This is a genomic window from Thermomonas carbonis, from assembly GCF_014396975.1.
Classification (GTDB): Bacteria; Pseudomonadota; Gammaproteobacteria; order Xanthomonadales; family Xanthomonadaceae; genus Thermomonas; species Thermomonas carbonis.
In genome coordinates this window covers 1,549,486-1,569,449 of the sequence record NZ_CP060719.1, presented here as the reverse complement: position 1 = coordinate 1,569,449, position 19,964 = coordinate 1,549,486, and the positions used below count along the sequence as shown (strand labels likewise).

General features: G+C 66.2%; 16 protein-coding genes. 6 read left to right on the top strand and 10 right to left on the bottom strand.

The window, feature by feature from the left end; genetic code table 11:
• Positions 1-38: 38 nt before the first annotated feature.
• Together acnD and prpF are read left to right on the top strand one after the other, a co-directional pair.
• Positions 39-2,663 (top strand): Fe/S-dependent 2-methylisocitrate dehydratase AcnD, encoded by a 2,625-nt coding sequence (acnD, locus tag H9L16_RS07140; RefSeq protein ID WP_187553833.1) that lies wholly within the window; start codon positions 39-41, stop codon positions 2,661-2,663.
• 1 nt (position 2,664) lies between these two features.
• On the top strand, positions 2,665-3,864 hold the full coding sequence (prpF, locus tag H9L16_RS07135; protein WP_187553832.1) for a 2-methylaconitate cis-trans isomerase PrpF: 1,200 nt from the start codon (positions 2,665-2,667) through the stop codon (positions 3,862-3,864).
• Here prpF and H9L16_RS07130 read toward each other — a convergent pair.
• Positions 3,861-4,745 carry an SDR family NAD(P)-dependent oxidoreductase gene (locus H9L16_RS07130; RefSeq protein ID WP_187553831.1) on the bottom strand — a complete coding sequence of 295 codons (885 nt, stop codon included), beginning with the start codon at positions 4,743-4,745 and terminating at the stop codon, positions 3,861-3,863. The genes prpF and H9L16_RS07130 overlap by 4 nt on opposite strands.
• A gap of 171 nt (positions 4,746-4,916) precedes the next feature.
• On the opposite strand from H9L16_RS07130, the gene H9L16_RS07125 reads away from it, so the two are divergent.
• From H9L16_RS07125 to H9L16_RS07115, 3 genes are all read left to right on the top strand, one after another.
• Positions 4,917-7,082 (top strand): TonB-dependent receptor, encoded by a 2,166-nt coding sequence (locus H9L16_RS07125; protein ID WP_187553830.1) that lies wholly within the window; start codon positions 4,917-4,919, stop codon positions 7,080-7,082.
• A 64-nt stretch (positions 7,083-7,146) separates the two neighbouring features.
• Complete coding sequence (locus tag H9L16_RS07120) at positions 7,147-8,751, top strand: AMP-binding protein (protein WP_187553829.1); 1,605 nt, start codon at positions 7,147-7,149, stop codon at positions 8,749-8,751.
• 54 nt (positions 8,752-8,805) lie between these two features.
• Positions 8,806-9,567, top strand: a complete 762-nt coding sequence (locus tag H9L16_RS07115; protein ID WP_187553828.1) for a TetR/AcrR family transcriptional regulator — start codon at positions 8,806-8,808, stop codon at positions 9,565-9,567.
• Positions 9,568-9,587: 20 nt separating this feature from the next.
• Here the strand turns inward: H9L16_RS07115 and H9L16_RS07110 are convergent, their stop codons facing one another.
• The 6 genes from H9L16_RS07110 to H9L16_RS07085 form a co-directional block, all read right to left on the bottom strand.
• On the bottom strand, positions 9,588-11,150 hold the full coding sequence (locus H9L16_RS07110) for a carboxylesterase/lipase family protein (RefSeq protein ID WP_223158188.1): 1,563 nt from the start codon (positions 11,148-11,150) through the stop codon (positions 9,588-9,590).
• A gap of 80 nt (positions 11,151-11,230) precedes the next feature.
• Entirely contained in the window at positions 11,231-12,568 is a 1,338-nt protein-coding gene (locus H9L16_RS07105) for a spinster family MFS transporter (RefSeq protein ID WP_223158187.1), read from the bottom strand.
• Positions 12,569-12,777: 209 nt separating this feature from the next.
• Complete coding sequence (locus H9L16_RS07100; RefSeq protein WP_187553825.1) at positions 12,778-13,176, bottom strand: GFA family protein; 399 nt, start codon at positions 13,174-13,176, stop codon at positions 12,778-12,780.
• Positions 13,173-13,622, bottom strand: coding sequence for a copper resistance protein NlpE N-terminal domain-containing protein (locus H9L16_RS07095; RefSeq protein ID WP_187553824.1), 450 nt, complete (start codon positions 13,620-13,622; stop codon positions 13,173-13,175). Before H9L16_RS07095 ends, H9L16_RS07100 begins: the two co-directional genes overlap by 4 nt.
• Before the next feature lie 33 nt (positions 13,623-13,655).
• Positions 13,656-14,387 (bottom strand): HAD family hydrolase, encoded by a 732-nt coding sequence (locus H9L16_RS07090; protein WP_187553823.1) that lies wholly within the window; start codon positions 14,385-14,387, stop codon positions 13,656-13,658.
• A gap of 105 nt (positions 14,388-14,492) precedes the next feature.
• Complete coding sequence (locus tag H9L16_RS07085; protein WP_187553822.1) at positions 14,493-14,849, bottom strand: EF-hand domain-containing protein; 357 nt, start codon at positions 14,847-14,849, stop codon at positions 14,493-14,495.
• Between the two features lie 464 nt (positions 14,850-15,313).
• Between H9L16_RS07085 and H9L16_RS07080 the strand changes: the two genes are divergently transcribed.
• Complete coding sequence (locus tag H9L16_RS07080) at positions 15,314-15,922, top strand: hypothetical protein (protein WP_187553821.1); 609 nt, start codon at positions 15,314-15,316, stop codon at positions 15,920-15,922.
• 38 nt (positions 15,923-15,960) lie between these two features.
• On the opposite strand, the gene H9L16_RS07075 is transcribed toward H9L16_RS07080, so the two are convergent.
• The 3 genes from H9L16_RS07075 to H9L16_RS07065 form a co-directional block, all read right to left on the bottom strand.
• Positions 15,961-16,749: a lytic transglycosylase domain-containing protein gene (locus H9L16_RS07075; RefSeq protein ID WP_187553820.1), complete on the bottom strand. Its 789-nt coding sequence runs from the start codon at positions 16,747-16,749 to the stop codon at positions 15,961-15,963.
• Positions 16,750-16,754: 5 nt separating this feature from the next.
• The gene (locus H9L16_RS07070) at positions 16,755-18,569 is read right to left on the bottom strand and encodes a tetratricopeptide repeat protein (protein ID WP_187553819.1); all 1,815 of its coding nucleotides are present in this window, start codon (positions 18,567-18,569) and stop codon (positions 16,755-16,757) included.
• A gap of 140 nt (positions 18,570-18,709) precedes the next feature.
• Complete coding sequence (locus tag H9L16_RS07065; protein ID WP_187553818.1) at positions 18,710-19,879, bottom strand: CaiB/BaiF CoA transferase family protein; 1,170 nt, start codon at positions 19,877-19,879, stop codon at positions 18,710-18,712.
• Positions 19,880-19,964 lie beyond the last annotated feature (85 nt).

Below are 19,964 nucleotides of genomic sequence, written 5' to 3'. Positions count from 1 at the left end.
GACAATGGCGGCCTGACGCGACCACGTAGCCAACGCCAATGAACGTCGATTTCCGCAAGCCCCTGCCCGGCACCAACCTCGACTGGTTCGACGCGCGCGCCGCCATCGAGGCGATCCGCCCCGATGCCTACGCCACGTTGTCCTACACCGCCCGCGTGCATGCCGAGAACATCGTCCGCAAGGCGGATCCGGCGATGCGCGACGCGTACCTCACGCAACTGATCGAACGCCGCCGCGACCTCGACTTCCCGTGGTTCCCGGCGCGGGTGGTCTGCCACGACATCCTCGGCCAGACCGCGCTGGTCGACCTGGCCGGTCTGCGCGATGCGATCGCCGAGCAGGGCGGCGACCCGGCGCAGGTGAACCCGGTGGTGCCGGTGCAGCTGATCGTCGACCACTCGCTGGCGGTGGAATGCGGTGGCTACGACCCGAACGCATTTGCCAAGAATCGCGCGATCGAGGATCGCCGCAACGAGGACCGTTTCCACTTCATCGACTGGACCAAGCAGTCGTTCAAGAACGTCGATGTCATCCCGCCGGGCAACGGGATCATGCACCAGATCAACCTGGAGAAAATGTCGCCGGTGGTCTACGTGCAATACACCGGCCAAGGGCGGGGCGTCGCGTTCCCGGACACCTGCGTCGGAACCGATTCGCACACGCCGCATGTCGATGCGTTGGGCGTGATCGCGGTCGGCGTGGGCGGACTGGAAGCGGAGAACGTGATGCTCGGCCGCGCGTCGTGGATGCGCACGCCGGAGATCGTCGCGGTGGAACTGGCCGGCAAGCCGCAGGCCGGCATCACCGCCACCGACGTGGTGCTGGCGCTGACCGAATTCCTGCGCAGGGAAAAGGTCGTCGGTGCATACCTCGAATTCCGCGGCGAAGGCGCGGCCGCGCTGACCATCGGCGACCGCGCCACGATCAGCAACATGGCACCGGAATACGGCGCGACCGCGGCGATGTTCTTCATCGACGACAACACCCTCGATTACCTGCGCCTCACCGGACGCGAGGACGCGCAGGTCGCCTTGGTGGAGACCTATGCGAAGGCCGCAGGCCTGTGGGCCGACGACCTGGCCGATGCGCAATACGAACGCGCCCTGCACTTCGACCTGTCGAGCGTGGTGCGCACGATGGCCGGCCCGTCCAATCCGCATCGCCGCCTGCCGGTCAGCGATCTTGCCGAACGCGGTATCGCGGTGGGGCTCGACGGCGCGCTCCGACAGGAAGCGCAGGGCCTGATGCCGGATGGCGCGGTGATCATCGCCGCGATCACCAGCTGCACCAACACCAGCAATCCGCGCAACGTGATCGCCGCGGCGCTGCTCGCGCGCAACGCGAACGCGAAGGGCCTGACCCGCAAACCGTGGGTGAAGAGTTCGCTGGCGCCGGGCTCGAAGGCCGTGCAGCTGTACCTGGAAGAGGCGGGCCTGTTGCCGGAACTGGAGCAACTCGGCTTCGGCATCGTCGCGTTCGCCTGCACCACCTGCAACGGCATGAGCGGCGCGCTGGATCCCGCGATCCAGCAGGAGATCATCGAGCGCGACCTCTACGCGACCGCGGTGCTCAGCGGCAACCGCAATTTCGACGGCCGCATCCATCCGTACGCGAAGCAGGCCTTCCTCGCCTCGCCGCCGCTGGTGATCGCGTATGCCATCGCCGGCACGGTGCGTTTCGACATCGAGAAGGACGTGCTTGGCCTCGACCACGACGGCACGCCGGTGCGATTGAAGGACATCTGGCCCGACGACGCCGAGATCGATGCGGTGGTGAAGGCCAGCGTCAAGCCGGAGCAGTTCCGCAAGGTCTACGGGCCGATGTTCAACGTGCGCGTCGAACATGGCGAGCCGGTGAGCCCGTTGTACGACTGGCGGCCACAGAGCACCTACATCCGTCGCCCGCCGTACTGGGAGGGTGCGTTGGCCGGCGAACGCACGCTGCGCGGCATGCGCCCATTGGCGTTGCTGCCGGACAACATCACCACCGACCATCTATCGCCATCGAACGCGATCCTGCTGGACAGCGCGGCCGGCGAATACCTGCACAAGATGGGTTTGCCGGAAGAAGACTTCAATTCCTACGCCACCCATCGCGGCGACCACCTCACCGCGCAGCGCGCGACCTTCGCCAATCCCAAGCTGGTCAACGAAATGGCCGTGGTCGACGGCATGGTCCAGCAGGGATCGCTGGCCCGGGTCGAACCCGAAGGCACGGTCATGCGCATGTGGGAAGCGATCGAAACCTACATGGACCGCAAGCAGCCGCTGATCATCATCGCCGGCGCCGACTACGGCCAGGGTTCTTCGCGCGACTGGGCGGCCAAGGGCGTGCGCCTGGCGGGCGTGGAAGCGATCGTGGCCGAGGGCTTCGAGCGCATCCATCGCACCAACCTGGTCGGCATGGGCGTGCTGCCGCTGGAATTCCTGCCCGGTGACACCCGCAGGACCTGCGCGATCGACGGCACCGAAACCTTCGACGTCGTAGGCGAACGCACGCCGGGCGCGACGCTGACGCTGGTGATCCATCGCGCGAATGGCGAGACCGTCGAGGTGCCGGTCATTTGCCGGCTCGATTCCGACGAGGATGTCGAGGTGTACGAGGCGGGCGGCGTATTGCAGCGGTTTGCGCAGGATTTCCTGGCGGCGAACAAGGTGGCCTGATATGACCAACTTCACACCGCAGCTCCGCATCCCCGCCACCTACATGCGCGGCGGCACGTCCAAGGGCGTGTTCTTCAAGCTCGATGACCTGCCCGAAGACTTGCGTGCGCCGGGCAAGGCGCGCGATGCATTGCTAGTGCGGGTGATCGGCTCGCCGGATCCTTACGGCAAGCACACCGACGGCATGGGCGGTGCGACGTCCAGCACCAGCAAAGTGGTGATCATCGCCAAGTCGTCGGTGCCGGATCACGACGTCGATTATCTCTATGGGCAAGTGCCGATCGAGGGCGACTTCATCGACTGGAGCGGCAACTGCGGGAACCTGTCGTCGGCGGTGGGTCCGTTCGCGATCGCCAACGGGCTGGTCGATCCCGCTCGCGTACCGCGTGACGGCATCTGCACGGTGCGGATCTGGCAGGCCAACATCCACAAGACGATCGTGGCGCATGTGCCGATGCGCGATGGCGAGGTGCAGGAAGCCGGCGACTTCGCGCTGGACGGCGTGACCTTCCCGGCCGCCGAGATCGCACTCGAATTCCTGGATCCCGCTGACGAGGGCGAAGACGATGGCGCGATGTTTCCCACCGGCCATCTGGTCGATGAACTCGACGTGCCCGGCGTTGGCACGTTCAAGGCCACGTTGATCAATGCGGGCGTGCCGATGGTCTTCGTCAATGCTGCGGCGCTGGGCTTCGATGGCTCCGAATTGCAGCCGGCGATCAACGAGGACAAGGCGATGCTGGCCAGGCTCGAAGCGATTCGCGCGGCCGGTGCGGTGCGCATGGGCTTGATCGCCGATGTGTCGCAGGCGGCGGCGCGCCCGCTCACGCCGAAGATCGCGTTCGTTGCGCCGCCGAAGGATTACGTCTCGTCCAGTGGCAAGCATGTGGCAGCGGCCAACATCGACCTGCTGGCGCGGGCGATCTCGATGGGCAAATTGCACCACGCGATGATGGGCACGGCCTCGGTCGCCATCGCCACCGCTGCGGCGGTGCCCGGCACGCTCGTCAACGCCGCGGCCGGTGGTGGCAGCCGCGACGCGGTGCGCTTCGGCCATCCCTCCGGCACGATGCGGGTCGGTGCCGATGTGAAGCAGGTCGACGGCCAATGGGTCGCGACCAAGGCGGTGATGTCGCGCTCCGCGCGCGTGCTGATGGAAGGCGTGGTGCGGGTGCCGCGCGAGCAGATCGCGGCGGATTAACTCGCTGCGGCGTCGAAGTCGAAACCGGCCTTTCGCAACTCGTGGCGGGCCTGGTCGAAGCCGGTGCCCGGCACCATTTCGCCATCGCGATCAGCGAGTTCGGCCCAGCGTTGCAGCAAGGATTCTGCGGTGGGTGCCGCACCCAAGTGGATGCCCTGGGTCAGGGTGATCTGCGCCAGTTCATAGCCGCCAGCGCCGGCGCAGAGGATCGCGCGGGTCGGTGCGTTATCGGCCACCAATGCGAGCACCGCGGGGCTGACCAGCGCGGGATCGAGCAAGGCCAGTTGGTCGTCGGGCAGGATCCCTTCCATCATCCGCGTGTACGCGGTCGGTGCCAGGCAGTTGACCCGGATGTCGTGCTTCGCGCCTTCCAGCGCCAGCGTCTGCATCAGGCCGACCAGCGCCATCTTCGCGGCACCGTAATTGGCCTGGCCGAAGTTGCCGTAGAGGCCGGAGGACGAGGTGGTCATCACGATGCGGCCGTAGCCCTGCGCGCGCATCGCGTCCCACACCGCCTTGGTGCAGTGGGCGGCGCCCATCAGGTGCACGTCGACCACCAGGCGGAAATCCTCCAGCGCCATCTTCGCGAACGACTTGTCGCGCAGGATGCCGGCGTTGTTGACCAGAATGTCGATGCGGCCCCATTCGGCGAGCACGCCATCGACCATCGCCTGCACCGCGGCGGCATCGGTGACCGAGCATTGCAGCGCACGCGCCTGGCCGCCGGCCGCGACGATCTCCGCGGCGACCGTTTGCGCACCGTCGCCAAGGTCGTTCACCACCACCTTCGCGCCGCGCGATGCCAGCAGCAACGCATGTTGCCGGCCCAGGCCACCGCCGGCCCCCGTCACGATCGCCACCCGCCCCGCCAGATCGATCATCTTGAAGCTCCAGTCCTGCCCGGAAGGGCGCGGGCGAGACTAGCACTGGTGCCAGGGGCGGTAAATATCTTTATTCATTCGTGAATGAATATTGACGTTTGACAAAAGACGGTGTCAGATAGGCCCACTCGCGCAATCCGCGCGACCGACGAATCCTGGGAGGGAGGACTCATGAAGGGTTTCAGAAGGCACGCCTTGAGCGTGGCGATCCCGTTGCTGCTGCTCACGTGGGGCGGCACTGCGGCCGCGCAGTCCGCAACGCCGGAGGCGGACGATGCCGACCAGCAGGCGCGCACCCTCGACACCGTGGTGGTCACCGCCGAACGTCGCGACGAACCGCTGCAGACCACGCCGCTTGCGGCCACCGTGCTCAGCGGCGAGGACCTCGAGAAGTGGGGCGTCAGCGTGGTCGACCAGCTGCAGTTCGCCACCCCCTCGGCGACGGTCAACAACTTCGGCCAGGGCATCGACTTCAACATCCGCGGCATCGGCAAGGCCGAACACAACACCCAGACCACCACCGGCGTGATCACCTATCGCGATGGCGTGGCCACCTTCCCCGGCTACTTCGCCGGCGAACCCTATTACGATATCGCCAGCGTTGAAGTGTTGCGCGGGCCGCAGGGCACCTTCGTCGGCCAGAACGCCACCGGCGGCGCGGTGTTCGTCACCTCCAAGGATCCGGTGGTCGGCGGCGAAGTCGAAGGCTACGTGGCCGGCCAGCTCGGCAACTACAGCGACGTGGCCCTGCAGGGCGCGATCAACCTGCCGATCGGCGAGACGCTGGCGGCGCGCATCTCGGTCAATGGCGAGAACCGCGACAGTTTCTGGGACATCACCGGGCCGTGGACCGGCAGCGACGGCCGCCTGCGTTCGCGCAGCGCGCGGCTTGGCCTGCTGTGGACGCCGAGCGAGGCGTTGTCGGTGCTGTTCAAGACCGACTACAACGACCTCGACATGGGCGCGTATCCGTCCGATCCGGTGACCGCGACCAACGACCTGTTCGACATCACCGCCAATGCGGAGATGAAGGCGCACGACCGTTTCACTCGTTCGGTGCTGAAGCTCGACTACCGTTTCGCCAATGGCATCAGGTTCCGCTCGACCAGTGGCTACCAGCAGGGCCAGACCGCGTATGCGGCCGACCTCGACGGCACCAGCACCGGCAACACCATCTTCCGCGACGTGGTCGACGAAACCATCTGGTCGCAGGAGTTCAACCTGATCTCACCGGAGACGGGCCGGATCAACTGGATCCTCGGCGCGTACTGGCAGAAGGACACCTACACCTTCCTGCCCGGCGAGTTCGTGATCGGCGCGCCTCCGGGCAGCGTGTTCACCGAGTACCGCCTGGAGGGCACCAACCCGAAGAAGACCTCGGCGCTGTTCGGCCAGGTGGGCTTCAACATCACCGACAAGCTGGAGCTGGAACTCGGTGGGCGCTATGCGCACAGCGACACCACCAACAACATCGACGTTTCCCAATACGGCACGCCGATCCAGTCGATCCAGACCGCGAAGTTCAAGAATTTCTCGGGCAAGGTCGCACTGAACTACGAGGTCGATGCCAATCACTTCCTGTATGCCTTCGCGGCGACCGGCTTCCGTCCGGGCGGCTTGAATGTGCCGGTCGGGTTCGGCGTACCCGCGCCGTTCGACGGCGAGAAGGTGCAGAGCTTCGAGTTGGGCTGGAAGGCGGTGTGGCTGGACGGGCGCGTGCACACCCAGCTCAATACCTTCTACAACAACTACGACAACTTCCAGGTCACCATCGGCTATCCGGACCTGCCGGTGTTCGGCTTCGAACTCAACGTCCCCGAAACCACCAAGATGCATGGTTTCGAGGCGCAGGTGCAGGCCTACCTGGGCAAGTGGCGGATCGATTCCGGGCTGGGCGTGCTGAGCAGCAAGCTCGGCCAGTTCTACGCCACCGATCCTCGCAGCGTCTCGGTGTTGCCCTGCAATCCGTTGACCGGACCGGTCAGCGTGAGCTGCATCGACCTGAAGGGCCGCGACCAGACCTATGCGCCGGAGCTGACGTTCAACCTCGGTGTGCAACGCAGCTTCACCGTCGGCAGCGGCACGCTCACCCCGCGCATCACCTACAGCCACGTCTCCGAACAGTGGGCCACGCTGTTCCAGAACGAAGCGCGCGGCGACCTGATCGAGAGCCGCAACATCGTCACCGCGCAGATCGCCTGGCAACGCGGCGACTGGCTGGTCACGCTGTACGGCACCAACTTGACCGACCAGCGCTACGTGGCGGCGATCAACTCCGGCCTGCGTTTTGCCGGTGCGCCGCGCCAGTTCGGCCTGCGCGCGACCAAATGGTTCTGATCACTGCCCATCGCCGGCCGCAGCACGCGGCCGGTGCGTTTGCCGCTTTCCGGATCGAGGCACGATGCAACGCCACGCGCTGACCGTCGACAAGTTCATCGACCACGCCGCCCGCTGGGCGCCGCGGCGCGAGATCGTGTGGGCGGAACCGGGCACGGCGGTCGATCGCATCGGTTATGCCGCGTTGCGCGAGCGCAGCAACCGGTTGTCGGGGGCGTTGCTCGCACTCGGGCTGGCGACCGGCGATCGCGTCGGCACGCTGGCGTGGAATACCCGCCATCACCTGGAGACCTACTACGCCACGATGGGCGCGGGCCTGGTCTGCCACACGCTCAATCCGCGCTTCACCGTGCAGCACCTCGCAACGATCATCGACGAAGCCGACGATCGCGTGCTCGCGGTTGCAGCAAGCCTGTGGCCGCTGCTGTGCGAGCTGCTGCCGCTGTGCCCGCGCGTCGAACACGTGGTGATCCTCGATGAACCACTGCCGGGCGATGCAGCGCTGCCCGGCTCGACCGCGCGCCTGTGGTCGCACGAGTCCCTGCTTGAAACCCTGGGCACGCCGGTCACGTGGGGCGACTTCGACGAAAACGCATCGGCCGGGCTCTGCTACACCTCCGGCACCACCGGCGCGCCGAAGGGCGTGCTGTACACGCACCGCTCCAATTACCTGCACACACTCCGCACCTTGCAGGCCGAGGCGATGGCACTCACGCGCGACGACAGCGTGCTGGTCGGCGTGCCGATGTTCCATGCCAATGGCTGGGGCCTGCCCTTCGCGGCACCGGCAGTGGGCGCGAAACTGGTATTGCCCGGGCGCCATGCCGATGGCGCGCACCTGGCCACGCTGATGCGCGAAGAAAGCGTCACCCTCGCGGTCGGCGTGTACACGCTGTGGCTGGGCGTGGTCGACCATGTCGAAGCGACCGGCGACGCGCTGCCCGACCTCAAGCGCGTGCTGATCGGTGGTTCGCGCTGCCCGGAGGCACTGATCCGCCGCATCGAGGAACGCCTGGGCGTGCAGGTGCAGTCCAGCTGGGGCATGACCGAACTCTCGCCGCTTGGCACCATCGCCCCGCCGGGCGCGCGCTGGTCGGAGGCACAGGGGTCGGGTCGCGCGCCGATGGGCCTGGACATGCGCGTCATCGACGCCGATGGCTTGCCGTTGCCGGAGCAGCACGGCAACGAGGGCCAGTTGCAGGTACGCGGTGCCAGCGTGGTCGATCGCTATTACCTGGCCGGCGACGACGCGGTCGATGCCGACGGCTGGTTCGATACCGGCGACCTCGCCAGCATCGACGAGGCCGGCCATCTCAGCATCCGCGGACGCGCCAAGGACCTGATCAAGTCGGGCGGCGAATGGATCAATCCGGCGGAGATGGAAGACATCGTCGGCCGTCATCCGGCCGTGCGCCAGGTCGCGGTGGTCGCGCGACCGGATCCGAAATGGGGCGAGCGGCCGGTGCTGTTCGTGGAACTGCATGACGGCGAAGTGCTGGACGCGGATACCATGCTGGCCTGCCTGCATGGCAAGGTCGCGAAGTGGTGGCTTCCAGACGCAGTGTTCGCCTTGGCCGCGATGCCGCTGGCCGCCACCGGCAAGATCGACAAGCAGCGCCTGCGCGAGGACGCGATGTCGGCAGACACTGCGGATGTCGCATCCGATTGACGGTTGCGGAGTGCGCTGCCTAGACTCGGGGACGATGAAGAGCGCAGCGACCCGATGCCACAGGCCCTGAAGAAACGGGTGCGCCGCAGCAAGGCGGAACAGCGCGCGGAAAGCATCGAGCAGATCCTCGACGCCGCCGAGTACCTGTTTTCGAAGCACGGCCTGCACGGCGTGACCCTGCGCGATGTCGCCCAGCACGTCGGCATCCACACCACGCTGGTGCACTACTACTTCCAGGACAAGCAGAACCTGTTCGAGGAAGTGTTTGCGCGCCGCGCCGCCGTCACCAGCAGCGCGCGCATGGCCGCGCTGGATCGCTACGCCGCCGAGGCCGGCGACGCGCCGACGGTGGAAGGCGCACTGCATGCGTTCCTGGACACCGACCTGGACCTGTACGTGCAGGGCGGCGAAGGCTGGATGAACTACGCCGCGTTCGGTGCCCGCGCCAGCAATACGCCCGAGGGCGCGGCGCTGATGGACGTGCACTTCGACCCGGTGGTGCTGAAGCTGGTCGGCATCCTCAAGCAGGCGCTGCCCGGGCATGCCGACGAAGACATTTTCTGGGGCTACCACTTCGTGACCGGCGCGCTGATGAACACGCTGGCGCGCACCGGCCGCATCGACCGCCTGTCCGGCGGGCTCTGCCACTCCGACGACTTCAATGCGGTCAAACAGCGCATTGCGAAGTTCATGGCCGCCGGCTTCCATTCGCTGGCACCGGGCGTCGGCAGCGCGGACGCCAAGCCGAAGCCTGCGGCGAAGAAAACGCCCGCGAACAAGGCACCCGCGAAGAAGTCGGCAAACCGCACGCGCTGAGACGTGCGGCGAAGTCGCCGTTACTTGGCGAGGACCGGCGAGACCATCCCCACGTTCCAGTTCCAGGCCTGGTTGGCCTTCGCCCGGCGCACCATCGCGGCCTCGTGCAGTTCGAACATGCCGGGCATCAACGCACGCTCGACTTGCGGCTCATCGCCGAAACGCATGTACGACTTGCCCTGCGCGAAACGCGGCCAGGCGGCCTCGCCCTTCGCCTGCGGCACGCCATCGCGGGCAAAGCTGGTCCAGTAGCCGATCATCGCGTCGGACATCCGCGTCTCGCGCGGCGCCGCTTCCACCTTCGGCCAGCGCGGCGGCGTCTTGTCGAAGGTGCCGAAGACATACGGGATCTCGCTGGCATGGAAAGCGTGCAGGCCGGCCGCATCCGCCGCCGGATAGCCGTGGTCGAACAGATAGAGATACGACGGCTGGCCGATCGCCGCCTGCGCGCGCGCCAGCCGCTCCGAGGTCCAGCCGTACAGCGCATCGCGCGTGGTCGCATAGATGCTTTCCTGCATATCGCTGGACGGATACAGGCGCAGGAACTCGTCGGCGAGGTCGCCGTAGCGTTCGCGGATCGCGCTTTCATACGCGGCGGCATTCGCCGGCACCGGCGGCGCGAGCATCGTGAGCGAGCGGATCTCGCCGCTGTTGAAGCCGACCAGCAACGGCACGGGTGCCTGTTCGCGATGGCCGAAACTGTCCACCAGTTGTCGCGGCAGGACTTTGCCATCGACTGCAGCGAACGGCATGAAGCCGAGCACCGCAGCACCGTCGGTCAGCGCCTGCGCGTCGATGTCGCGCAGCCCCGCGATGTTCACCACCTGCGACTTCGCCGCCAGCTGTATTCCGATCTTTTCCGCCGCCGGCACGCCGTAGCGATCCTCCTTCAGGTGCTGGGTGGAGATCATGTACGCGCTCTGCGCGATCGCCTTGTGGAACAGCCCGCGCGCGTTCGGCGAGGCCATGAGGTACAGCACGCTGAGCCCGCCGGCGGATTCGCCGGCGATGGTCACGTTGCCGGCATCGCCACCGAACTTGGCGATGTTGTCCTGTACCCACTGCAGCGCGGCGACCTGGTCGAGCAGGCCGTAGTTGCCGGACACGCCATCGGCGGATTCCGCACTGAGCTGCGGATGCGCCAGGTAGCCGAGCACGCCCATCCGGTAATTGATCGACACCACCACCAGGCCCTGGCGCGCCAGTGCGCTGCCGTCGTACATCGTTTCCTTGCTGGTGCCGGACCACAGCGCGCCGCCGTGGATCCACACGAATACCGGTGCGTTTTTCGCATCATCCGGTGCCCACACGTTGAGGGTCAGGCAGTCTTCGCCGGTCGGGCTGACATCGGAACTGTAGATGCTCGGTGCGCGGGTGGTCGGCTGGATGCAGGCCTTGCCGAAGTCCTTCGCCGCACGCACGTCCTTCCATGCCGCGACTGCGGTAGGCGGCTTCCAGCGCAACTTGCCGACTGGTGGCGCGGCATAAGGGATGCCCTTGAACACCTGCAGGCCGGCCTCGTTCGATCCTTCGACAGAACCGCTTTGGATGGCCACGACCGGGCCGCTTGCGGGTGACGTCATCGAAACTCCTCCAGCGATGCAGGACAGCGACAGCGCCAGGCCCGCGGCCACGGCACAACTTGCGATGATGCGACGGTGTTTCATGCGCTGGCACCTCCGACGATGGGCGATGGTGTGCCGCGTCCAAGCACGCGCGCCAGCCACAGGAACAGGCCGATGGCGACGAAGTAGAACGGCACGAGGGTGTACAGGGCCATCTGCAGCGAGTTGTCCGGATGGCTGGCGCGGAACCAGTCGCTGGCCGCGCCGACGAAGGTCGGCCCCAGGCCCAGCCCGATCAGGTTCATCACCAGCAGCAGCAACGCACCGGACATCACCCGCTGCTCGGGACGCACTTCTTCCTGCACCAGGGTGACTGCGGAGGACAAGTAGAAGTAGTTGAGGAAGGTGGGCCCAAGCAGGAACAGCAGGGCCATCGGCCAGCTCGGTGCCCACACGAAGGCGATGTAGAACGGCACCGCCAGCGCGAGGGTCGCGGCCGGCAGCAGCGCATAGGCCTTGCGCGAGCGGCGGGTGAAGCGGTCGATCATCCGCCCGGACACGAAGATCCCCGCGCTCATGCCGATGCCGACCACCAGCGCGTACCAGAGCGCGACCTCCTCCAGCACCATGCCCTTCTCGCGCATCAGGAACAGGGTGGTGAAATTGCCCAGCCCGTAGGTCACGATCTGGGTCACGCCACTGCCCAGTGCGGCCAGCACCAGCTCCGGGCGACTCACGAACATCTTCATCGTTTCGCCGAAACCGGCCTTGGCGGATGCAGAGGTCGATGCCGCATCGGCACGCGGTGCGTCCAAGCCACCACGCACCGGTTCACGCACCAGCACCAGCAGCACCAGCGCGGCCACGATGCCGATCGCGCCGACCAGAATGAAAGCCAGTCGCCAGCTGTAGGCCGCGGCGATCGATGCACCGAAGGCGATGCCCATCGCCGCGCCGATCGGCGGCCCCAGGTTGAACAGGCCAAGCGCGGTGCCGCGCTGCCCGCGCGGGAAATAGTCGGAAATGATCGCGTACGACGGCGGCACGCCGCCGGCCTCGCCCACGCCCACGCTCATCCGCGCGACCACCAATTGCGGATAGGTGCTCGCCATCCCGCAGGCCACGGTGGCGGCGCTCCAGATGGCGCATGCGAGCGAGAGCACCTTGACCCGGTTGCTGCGGTCGGCGAGCCAGCCGACCGGAATCGAGATCAGGCAGTAGAACAGCGCGAAGTACAGTCCGCCGATCAACCCCAGTTGGGTATCGGAGACACCCAGGCTGTCCTGGATCGGCTTGGCCAGGATCGCCAGCAACTGACGGTCGAGGAAATTGAGCACGTAGATGAAAGTGAGCATCGCCAGCGCGACCCACGCGCCGGGAAGCGGCTTGCTGGCAGGTTCTGCGCCCGCCCGCGCGGCAAGGTCAACCGCCGCCATCGCCATGCTCCAATGCCGGCGGGCCGATCCACGACGCGATGAAGGGCACATCCCGACACCATCGCCGCGGCAGGGATGCCGTGGTCACGCGCTTTCGCATTGGAGCCCTCCCAGGCTTTCAGACCGCATGAGCAGCCTTGCCCGGATCATGCCGCCAAGCGGCATCGGCGTCAACATTCACTATGTTGTGTGTGAATTTGTTGGTTGGCTCAGGCGTCGGCCAAATGCGCGACTGCCGCCGTTGCGGCATCGCGATCGCCATCATCGAACGTGACCACTCGCAATGCAGAAAGATCGATGTCATCCAGGCAGCGTGCGTTGACGCTGAAGCCATGCGGATGGCTGCGCGGCACGTAGAAACTCTTGATCCCGCAATGCCCACAGAACCGGTGCTTCGCCGCGCCGGTATTGAAGGTGTATTCGACCAGGTCATCCGCACCGGACAGCAGGCGGAAGCGCGTGGCCGGCACGATCAGGTGCAGGAAGCCGGTCATCCGGCAGATCGAACAATTGCAGTCGAGCACCTCGAAACCGCGCGCCGCATCGACCTCGAAACGCACGCGCCCGCAATGGCAACCGCCGCCGAAGGTCGCGATGCCATCCGTCACTGCCCATCGTCCAATCGGGTCGGCAGCAGGACATCGTCGGCAAGCGCCGGCAACAACGCGCCATCGATGCCGCGCGCCTGCAGGCTGCCGTCTTCCTGGCGAACGTAGACGCGCTCGCCGCCCTGCGATGACGTAAGCCGCAGCAAGTCGCCTTGCGCAGTCCAATCGCCTTCGTCCTCGAAGCGCAGGCCGGGGCCGCCATCGCGGTAGCGCTCGACCAGTTGGTAGCGCTGCAGGCCGTCGCCCGATTGCAGGCGCAACCACGCGTCGATGCCTGCGCAATCCACGCACGGACGTTGTCCGCGGAACTCCAGCGCGCTGTCCACGATGGCGGGGTCGATGGCCGACGACGCTTGCCGGCCCGCCGCAGGTGCGCGCGACGGAGCCGCGTCGCAGCCGGCGAGCAGCAACAGGGAAACCAGCAACATGAGCGATCGACGCGACATCCGCGAATTGTGCATCAATGCCGCGGGCCCGCTTCAGCGCGCGGCGATGGCATCCAGCTCACGCATCGCCTGCGGCAGTTCGGCGATGCCGGCGATCGTGCGCATGCGCTCGCCGCCGTGTTGCAGGCTGGCATCGGCCTCATGCGCCCAGGTCGTGTGGTACGGCACATGCACGCCCCACCCGCCGAGCTCGATCACTGGCGCGATGTCCGAGCGCAGCGAATTGCCGACCATCAGGAAGCGCTGCGACGCGATGCCGAATTCCTCGAACAGACGCGCATAGGTCGCGGGATCCTTTTCGCTGACGATCTCGATGCGGCGGAACAGGTCGGCCATGCCGCTGTCGCGGACCTTGGCTTCCTGGTGGAACAGATCGCCCTTGGTGATCAGCACGACGGGATGCGTGGCGGCGATCGTCTCGACGGCCTCGCGCACGCCGTCCAGCAGTTCGACCGGATGCCGCAACAGCGCCTTGCCCAGGCCGACGATGCGATGCAGGTCGCCGGCGCTGATGCGCTCCTCGGTGATCTCGACCGCGGCTTCGACCATCGACAGGACCATGCCTTTCACGCCGTAGCCGAACAGCGCGAGGTTGCGCTTCTCCACGGCGTACAGCCGGCCGGCCACATCGTCCAGATCCACGTAACCGGCGACGATGCGCTCGAATTGCGCCTGCGCGTCATCGAAATAATCCTGGCTGCGCCAGAGGGTGTCGTCGGCATCGAAACCGACCAGACCGATACCCCCGTTACGTTGCGTATTCATGCGCGCAGTGTACGTGCCCGAAAAAATCGCAGGCAAACGAAAGGCGGCCTGAGCCGCCCTTCGTGCCACAACCTTCAACTTTTCTTGTTGTTGTTCAGTCTTGCGTCAGCCCTGCCCGGCCTTGGGCTTGCCACCACCATTGGCCGCCAGCCAGGTCTTGTACTCATCGGCAGTCAACTCGCCATTGCCGTCCTTGTCGGCCTTCGCGAACACCTTGGTGAGACTTTCGATGGGAGCGGCTTCGCTGGCGCTCAACGAGCCATTGCCGTTGGCATCGAGTTCGGCCCAGGTTTTCTGCGCCGGGGCGGCCTGCGGAACCGCTTCGGTGGGCTGCTGCTGCGGCATCGATTGCGGCGTTGGATCCTGCGGATTGGCGGGGGCGCTCTGCGCGAACGCCGCCGGTGCCGCCAGGGCCGAAGCCAGGGCGATGGACAGGATGGCGAGTTTGTTGGTCTTGTGCATGGGATACCTCTCGTTCTGCGGGGGATCAAAACGGATCGTCTGGTGCGGTTGCGGGATGCGCCGCTGACAGGGCCAACGCATCCCGCAACTCACGATTCGCACCTTACGGGTGGCGTCTGAACGCGTCCCGCGCGCCAAGATGAACACCAACATTTGCTTAACCACGCGCGCGCAAAGACCGGCTAATCGCGCGGCGCATTCAAGATCTCGTGCAGATGGCGTCAGGGACCATCAGCCAGGCCGGAATCCCACGCGCCGACTTCGATCCGGGCCCAAGACGGGCGCTCGCGTGACCGCCGTCCGCCCGGCAGACTGCCCGAAGATGGCGTTTCAATTTCCTGTAGCCATAACCTTCCTCCTACCCAAGAATCGGAGCGGGCTAGGTATCGCGCAGGAGCTCGGCTTGCGCAAGCAGGCTATGCTCGCCTGGCATTCTGCTTGTTGGCTTGTTGGTGGAGGAGGCAATGAAAATTCTGGGACTGCCGCTGATCGGAATGGCGATGTTCGCGGGGCAAGCGCTGGCAGCAAGCTGCCCGGCGGCCGGAGAGCGATACGTGATCAAAGGGTTCACCGGCGACACACCTGTCAAAGCCACCGGCGGTGAACTCGATCCAAAATGGGGTTGTCGCTTTCTGGTCGAGGACAGCAGTCGCGAGCTGTGGTGGAATCCCGCCGATATCGTTCCTGCCGCTGCCGCGAAGGCGGCGGCATCAAAACCGGCAACCAGACCGGCGACGAAACCGGCATCGCAATCAAGCCCCGGCCCTGGCAACAGCGGCAAAGCGCTTGCGATCGGCAGCGTGTGGGAATGCACCCTGCCCGGTGTCGGCCTGTTTACCGGCGCGTACTTCGGCATCGTGGACGGCAGTACCTATCGCGATTTCGACGGCCGCACCGGTCGCTATACCTTCGACGCCGGCACCGGCGTGTTGCGCCTGACCACGGGCTCCTCGCGTGGCTTGACCTACAAGCGCGAGACGGCACGCAATTTTCGCGTGCTCGACGATGCCGGAGCGATCACGGGCGGCAACTGCGTCTACAACGCATCAAAGCGTATCGATGGGCGCTGGTAGGCCGCTGGATCATTGACTGCTCAAATCGCGCGGCTTGCTTACTGCGCCGCGCGCAGTGGCGGATCCAGCGGCGGCAGCTTCATCGCCTGGCGATAGCGCGCGTGCAAGGCCTGCACCTTCGTGACGTAGGCGATGGTCTCGGCATACGGCGGCACGCCACGGTATTTCGTCACCGTGCCGATGCCGGCGTTGTAGGCGGCCGCGGCCAGTGCGTAATCGCCCTTGTAGCGCGCGAGCAATGCGCGCAGGTGGCGCGCCGCGGCATCGATGGATTGCGCGGCATCGAACGGATCGGTCACGGCGTAGTCGCGCTGCACGTCCGGCATCAACTGCATCAATCCCTGCGCGCCCTTCGGCGACACCGCCTTGTCGTCGAAGCCGCTTTCCGCATGGGCGATCGCGCGCAGGAAGGCATCGTCGACCTTGCGTGCCTTCGCCGCCTTGCGGAACGTCGGCGCATGCGCGTCGAGCCGCGGCTTGCCCAGCTGGCCCAGGCCTTCATGCGCGGGCGAGCCCTTCGGCGTTTCGACGGTGAACTTGAGGTAAGGCGTCGCCCCCGGCATGCGCCGGGTGGTGTAGATCAGCACGCCATCCGGCGCTTTCCATTCGTACAAGGTGCCGCTGAACACGCCGAGCTCGCCCCACAGGTTGGGCAACATCGCAGCGTTTTCGTCGAGCGTCTTCGCTTCGCACTTGCTGCCCGGTTCCGGCGCGGTGGACAGGCTGACGGTCGCATCGCGCACGCAGCGGTAGACCGTGCGTGAGTGCGCATCGCCGATGATCGCCAACGCGAGAATCGCGGCGATGCCGACCGGGCGACGTTGCATGCGACTTATTTCACCCCGTAACCGGCGTAGCGTTCCGCGACTTTGGGATCCAGTGCCAGACCCTTGGCGATGTCGGCGTCCGCACCCTTGGCATCGCCCAGGGCGCGCTTGGCCAGGCCGCGGATGTACCAGGACGAGGCCATCTCCGGGACGTGCTGGATGGCCTTGTCGTAGTCCGCCACTGCAGCGGCGTGGTTGCCCAACCGATACTCGATATAACCACGCGAGTTGTAGCTGTTCCAGGACTCGGCGTCCAACTCCAGGGCACGCGCGCAGTCGGCCTTGCCGCCCGCATGGTCGCCGGCCATTGCACGCGCCCAGCAACGCGCGTCGTACCAGGTGGGGTTGTCCGCGGCCAGGTCGATCGCCTTGCCGTACGCGGCCACCGCATCCGGCCACTTCTCCATGCCCTCGAAGGCGACCCCGCGCGCCGCGTGTGCATGCGAGGACTTCGGCTCCATCGCCAGCGCGCGATCGGCATCCGCCAATGCCGCCGCGAAATCACCCGCCTGGCGATTCGCGCGCGAACGGCCGAGCACATATTCATGCGCAGTCGGATCGAGTTGCATCGCCTTGCCGAAATCCGAAACACCCTCCGCGCCCTGTTCATTCCGGTAGCGATGCCAGCCGCGTTGCCCGTGCCACGCGGCGCGCTTGGCAGGCTCCAGATCCTTGCGCTCCAGTTCCCGCGAGCACGCCGCGATTGCCGCGGCGATATCGGCACCATCGTCCGCACACAGCTGGGCATCGCGTTCTTCGGCGCTCAGCTCCGGCTCGGTGGCATGCGGGGTTTCGTCGGACCACTCATGGTCGTGCGCCTGCTCCACCAGTCGCATCCTGCGACGCTCGTAATTGGCGTTCTCGGCGATCTTGGTGTTGCGCACGTATTGGTACATCTCGGGAATGCCGGTCGCGCGCTCGAACACGATGAATCCCTTGTCGACGATGCTGACCTGCAACGGCAGCGTCTTGCGCTCGGCCTCGTCGATCTTGCGCCCGAACAGACGCTCTGCGGTGTCCCAGATCGCGACGGCACCCTTCACCGGATCGATCTCCAGGGTCCATTCCAGCCAAACGTCTTCCGGCGAATCCTTGTCCACGTACAGCCCGAACGTCAGCTTTGCCGGGAACGGCGGACCCCCGGTCGGGTTTTCCAGGGTAGTGTCCAATGCGTAGGACTGGTCGTTCTCGAGCTCCGCACCGGTGAAATTCAGCACGGTCTGGATGTCGCGGGTGAGCATGCCTTCGAGCACCTGCGGGGCGGTGAAGCGATCCAGGACGGCATTCGTTTCGGCTTCGACCTTGTCCATCGCCTCCTTGCGCTGGGCCGGCTCCATCGCAGCGGTCGCCTTCGTCGTGGTCTCGCGCACCAACTTGAGCATCACCGGCTGCATCGCAGCGCGCAGTCGCGTGGTCACTTCCTGCAGGTTGCGCATGCCCTTGTAGCTGCCTTCGCCGTCCATTTCGATGACGAACGCCAGGTCTTCCAGGCCCTCCATCGCGTCGGCGATCGCCTTGGCTTGTTCCTTGTCGCCTTCGAGCACTTCCTGCTTGTTGTCGTATCCGCGCCAATGCTGGAGGAAGCCCTCCTTGCCGGCCTCGATGGTCTTCACTTCGATCATCGACGTGGAAATCGATTTCTCGCGTGAGCCCGGGCTGGTGTCGGTTTCCACCTGTTCGACCTGGTAGTGCAGCACCTGACCCTGCTTCCACGGCAGCGGGACTTTGATCTTCTCCGCTTCGGCCGGGGGATCTGCGGCGATGGAGACGCCACCCACGGCGAGGCTGGCGAACAGGACGAGCGCGCGTACGAGGTGCATGGCGATCAGGCTGGCTTTGGTGGCGGGCAGTTTGCCGCATCACCGCGATCCTGCCCTTCATCGTGATGAACCCGGCATCGGGAGGACTGGCGCGCGCATTGCCTTGCAGACGTCCGTCGACGCAGCAACCGCCCTCGCTGTCAGCCAGCCGACTCGCCGGCGCCTGCCAGTTCGTCGTCGTGCTGCCCAAGGGTGGGCGCGGCGAATGGCGGCGGACCCGGGGTGCGGCCGAAGTGGATCGGCTGGGTCACGCCCCGATAGTGACCCACCACCGGATGCGCCAGGTTGGCGACCAAGCCCTCGGCCTGCACCTGGGGATGGTCGAACATGTCCTCCAGACGACGCGCGGCGGCGCTGGGGACCTCATCGCCGAACATGCGCTCCCAGCTCTCGGCGTCATGCGCGAGCAGTGCTTCGTGCAGGATCGGCACGATCTCCGCCGCGTGCGCGGCGCGCTTGCGCACGCTGTCGTAGCGCGGGTCCGCGGCGAGCGCCTGCATTCCGGTCTTCGCACACAGCGCCTGCCAGAACCGCGGTGTGTTGGCGGAAATGTAGAGGTAGCCGTCGCGGGTCGGATGCAGGCCGGTAACACCGCCGGACCGCATGTCGCGGCCGATGTCGAGCGCTTCGCCCTCGGCCCAGACCATGCGCGCGGACTGCATCGTCAACGCGCTGCGCAGCAGCGACACGCCGACGTACTGGCCCAGACCGCTGCGCTCGCGTTCGTACAACGCGGAGGAGACCCCGGCGGCCAGCAACGCTGCCGCGTAATAGTCGACCACGGAGCCGTAGATGATTTCCGGCGCACCGCCGCGCTTGCCCTGCATGACGCACATGCCGGTCATCGTCTGCAGCACCTGGTCGTAGCCGGCCTTGTCCTTCATCGGCCCGCTTTCGCCGTAGCCGGTCACCGCGCAGTACACCAGCCGCGGATTGATCAGGTTGAGGCGTTCATGGTCGATGCCCAACCGCGCCGGGACGCTGGGACGGAAGTTGTGCACGAGCACGTCCGCGCTGCGCACCAGCTTCAACAGCCTGGCGTGGTCGCCGGCGTTCTTGAGATCGAGGATGATGCCACGCTTGCTGCGGTTGATGCCGAGGAAAGCGCGACTTTCCTTGTCCAGCGTCGACGGGTACTGGCGCAGGTTGTCGCCACCGGGCGGCTCGATCTTGATCACCTCCGCGCCCTGGTCGGCCAGCAGCGTGCAACCGTAGGGACCGGCGATGTAGGCGCTGAGGTCGAGCACCCGGATGCCGGCCAGGGGACCGGCGGCGGCCGCTGCAGCAGCAGGTGGCGAAGGGCTCAGCATGCGTGGTCCGGCCAGGCCGATGCGGGGAACATGGGGGCCACTCTGCGCGAGGACCCGGGCGATAAACAGGCGCGCTTCATATGTT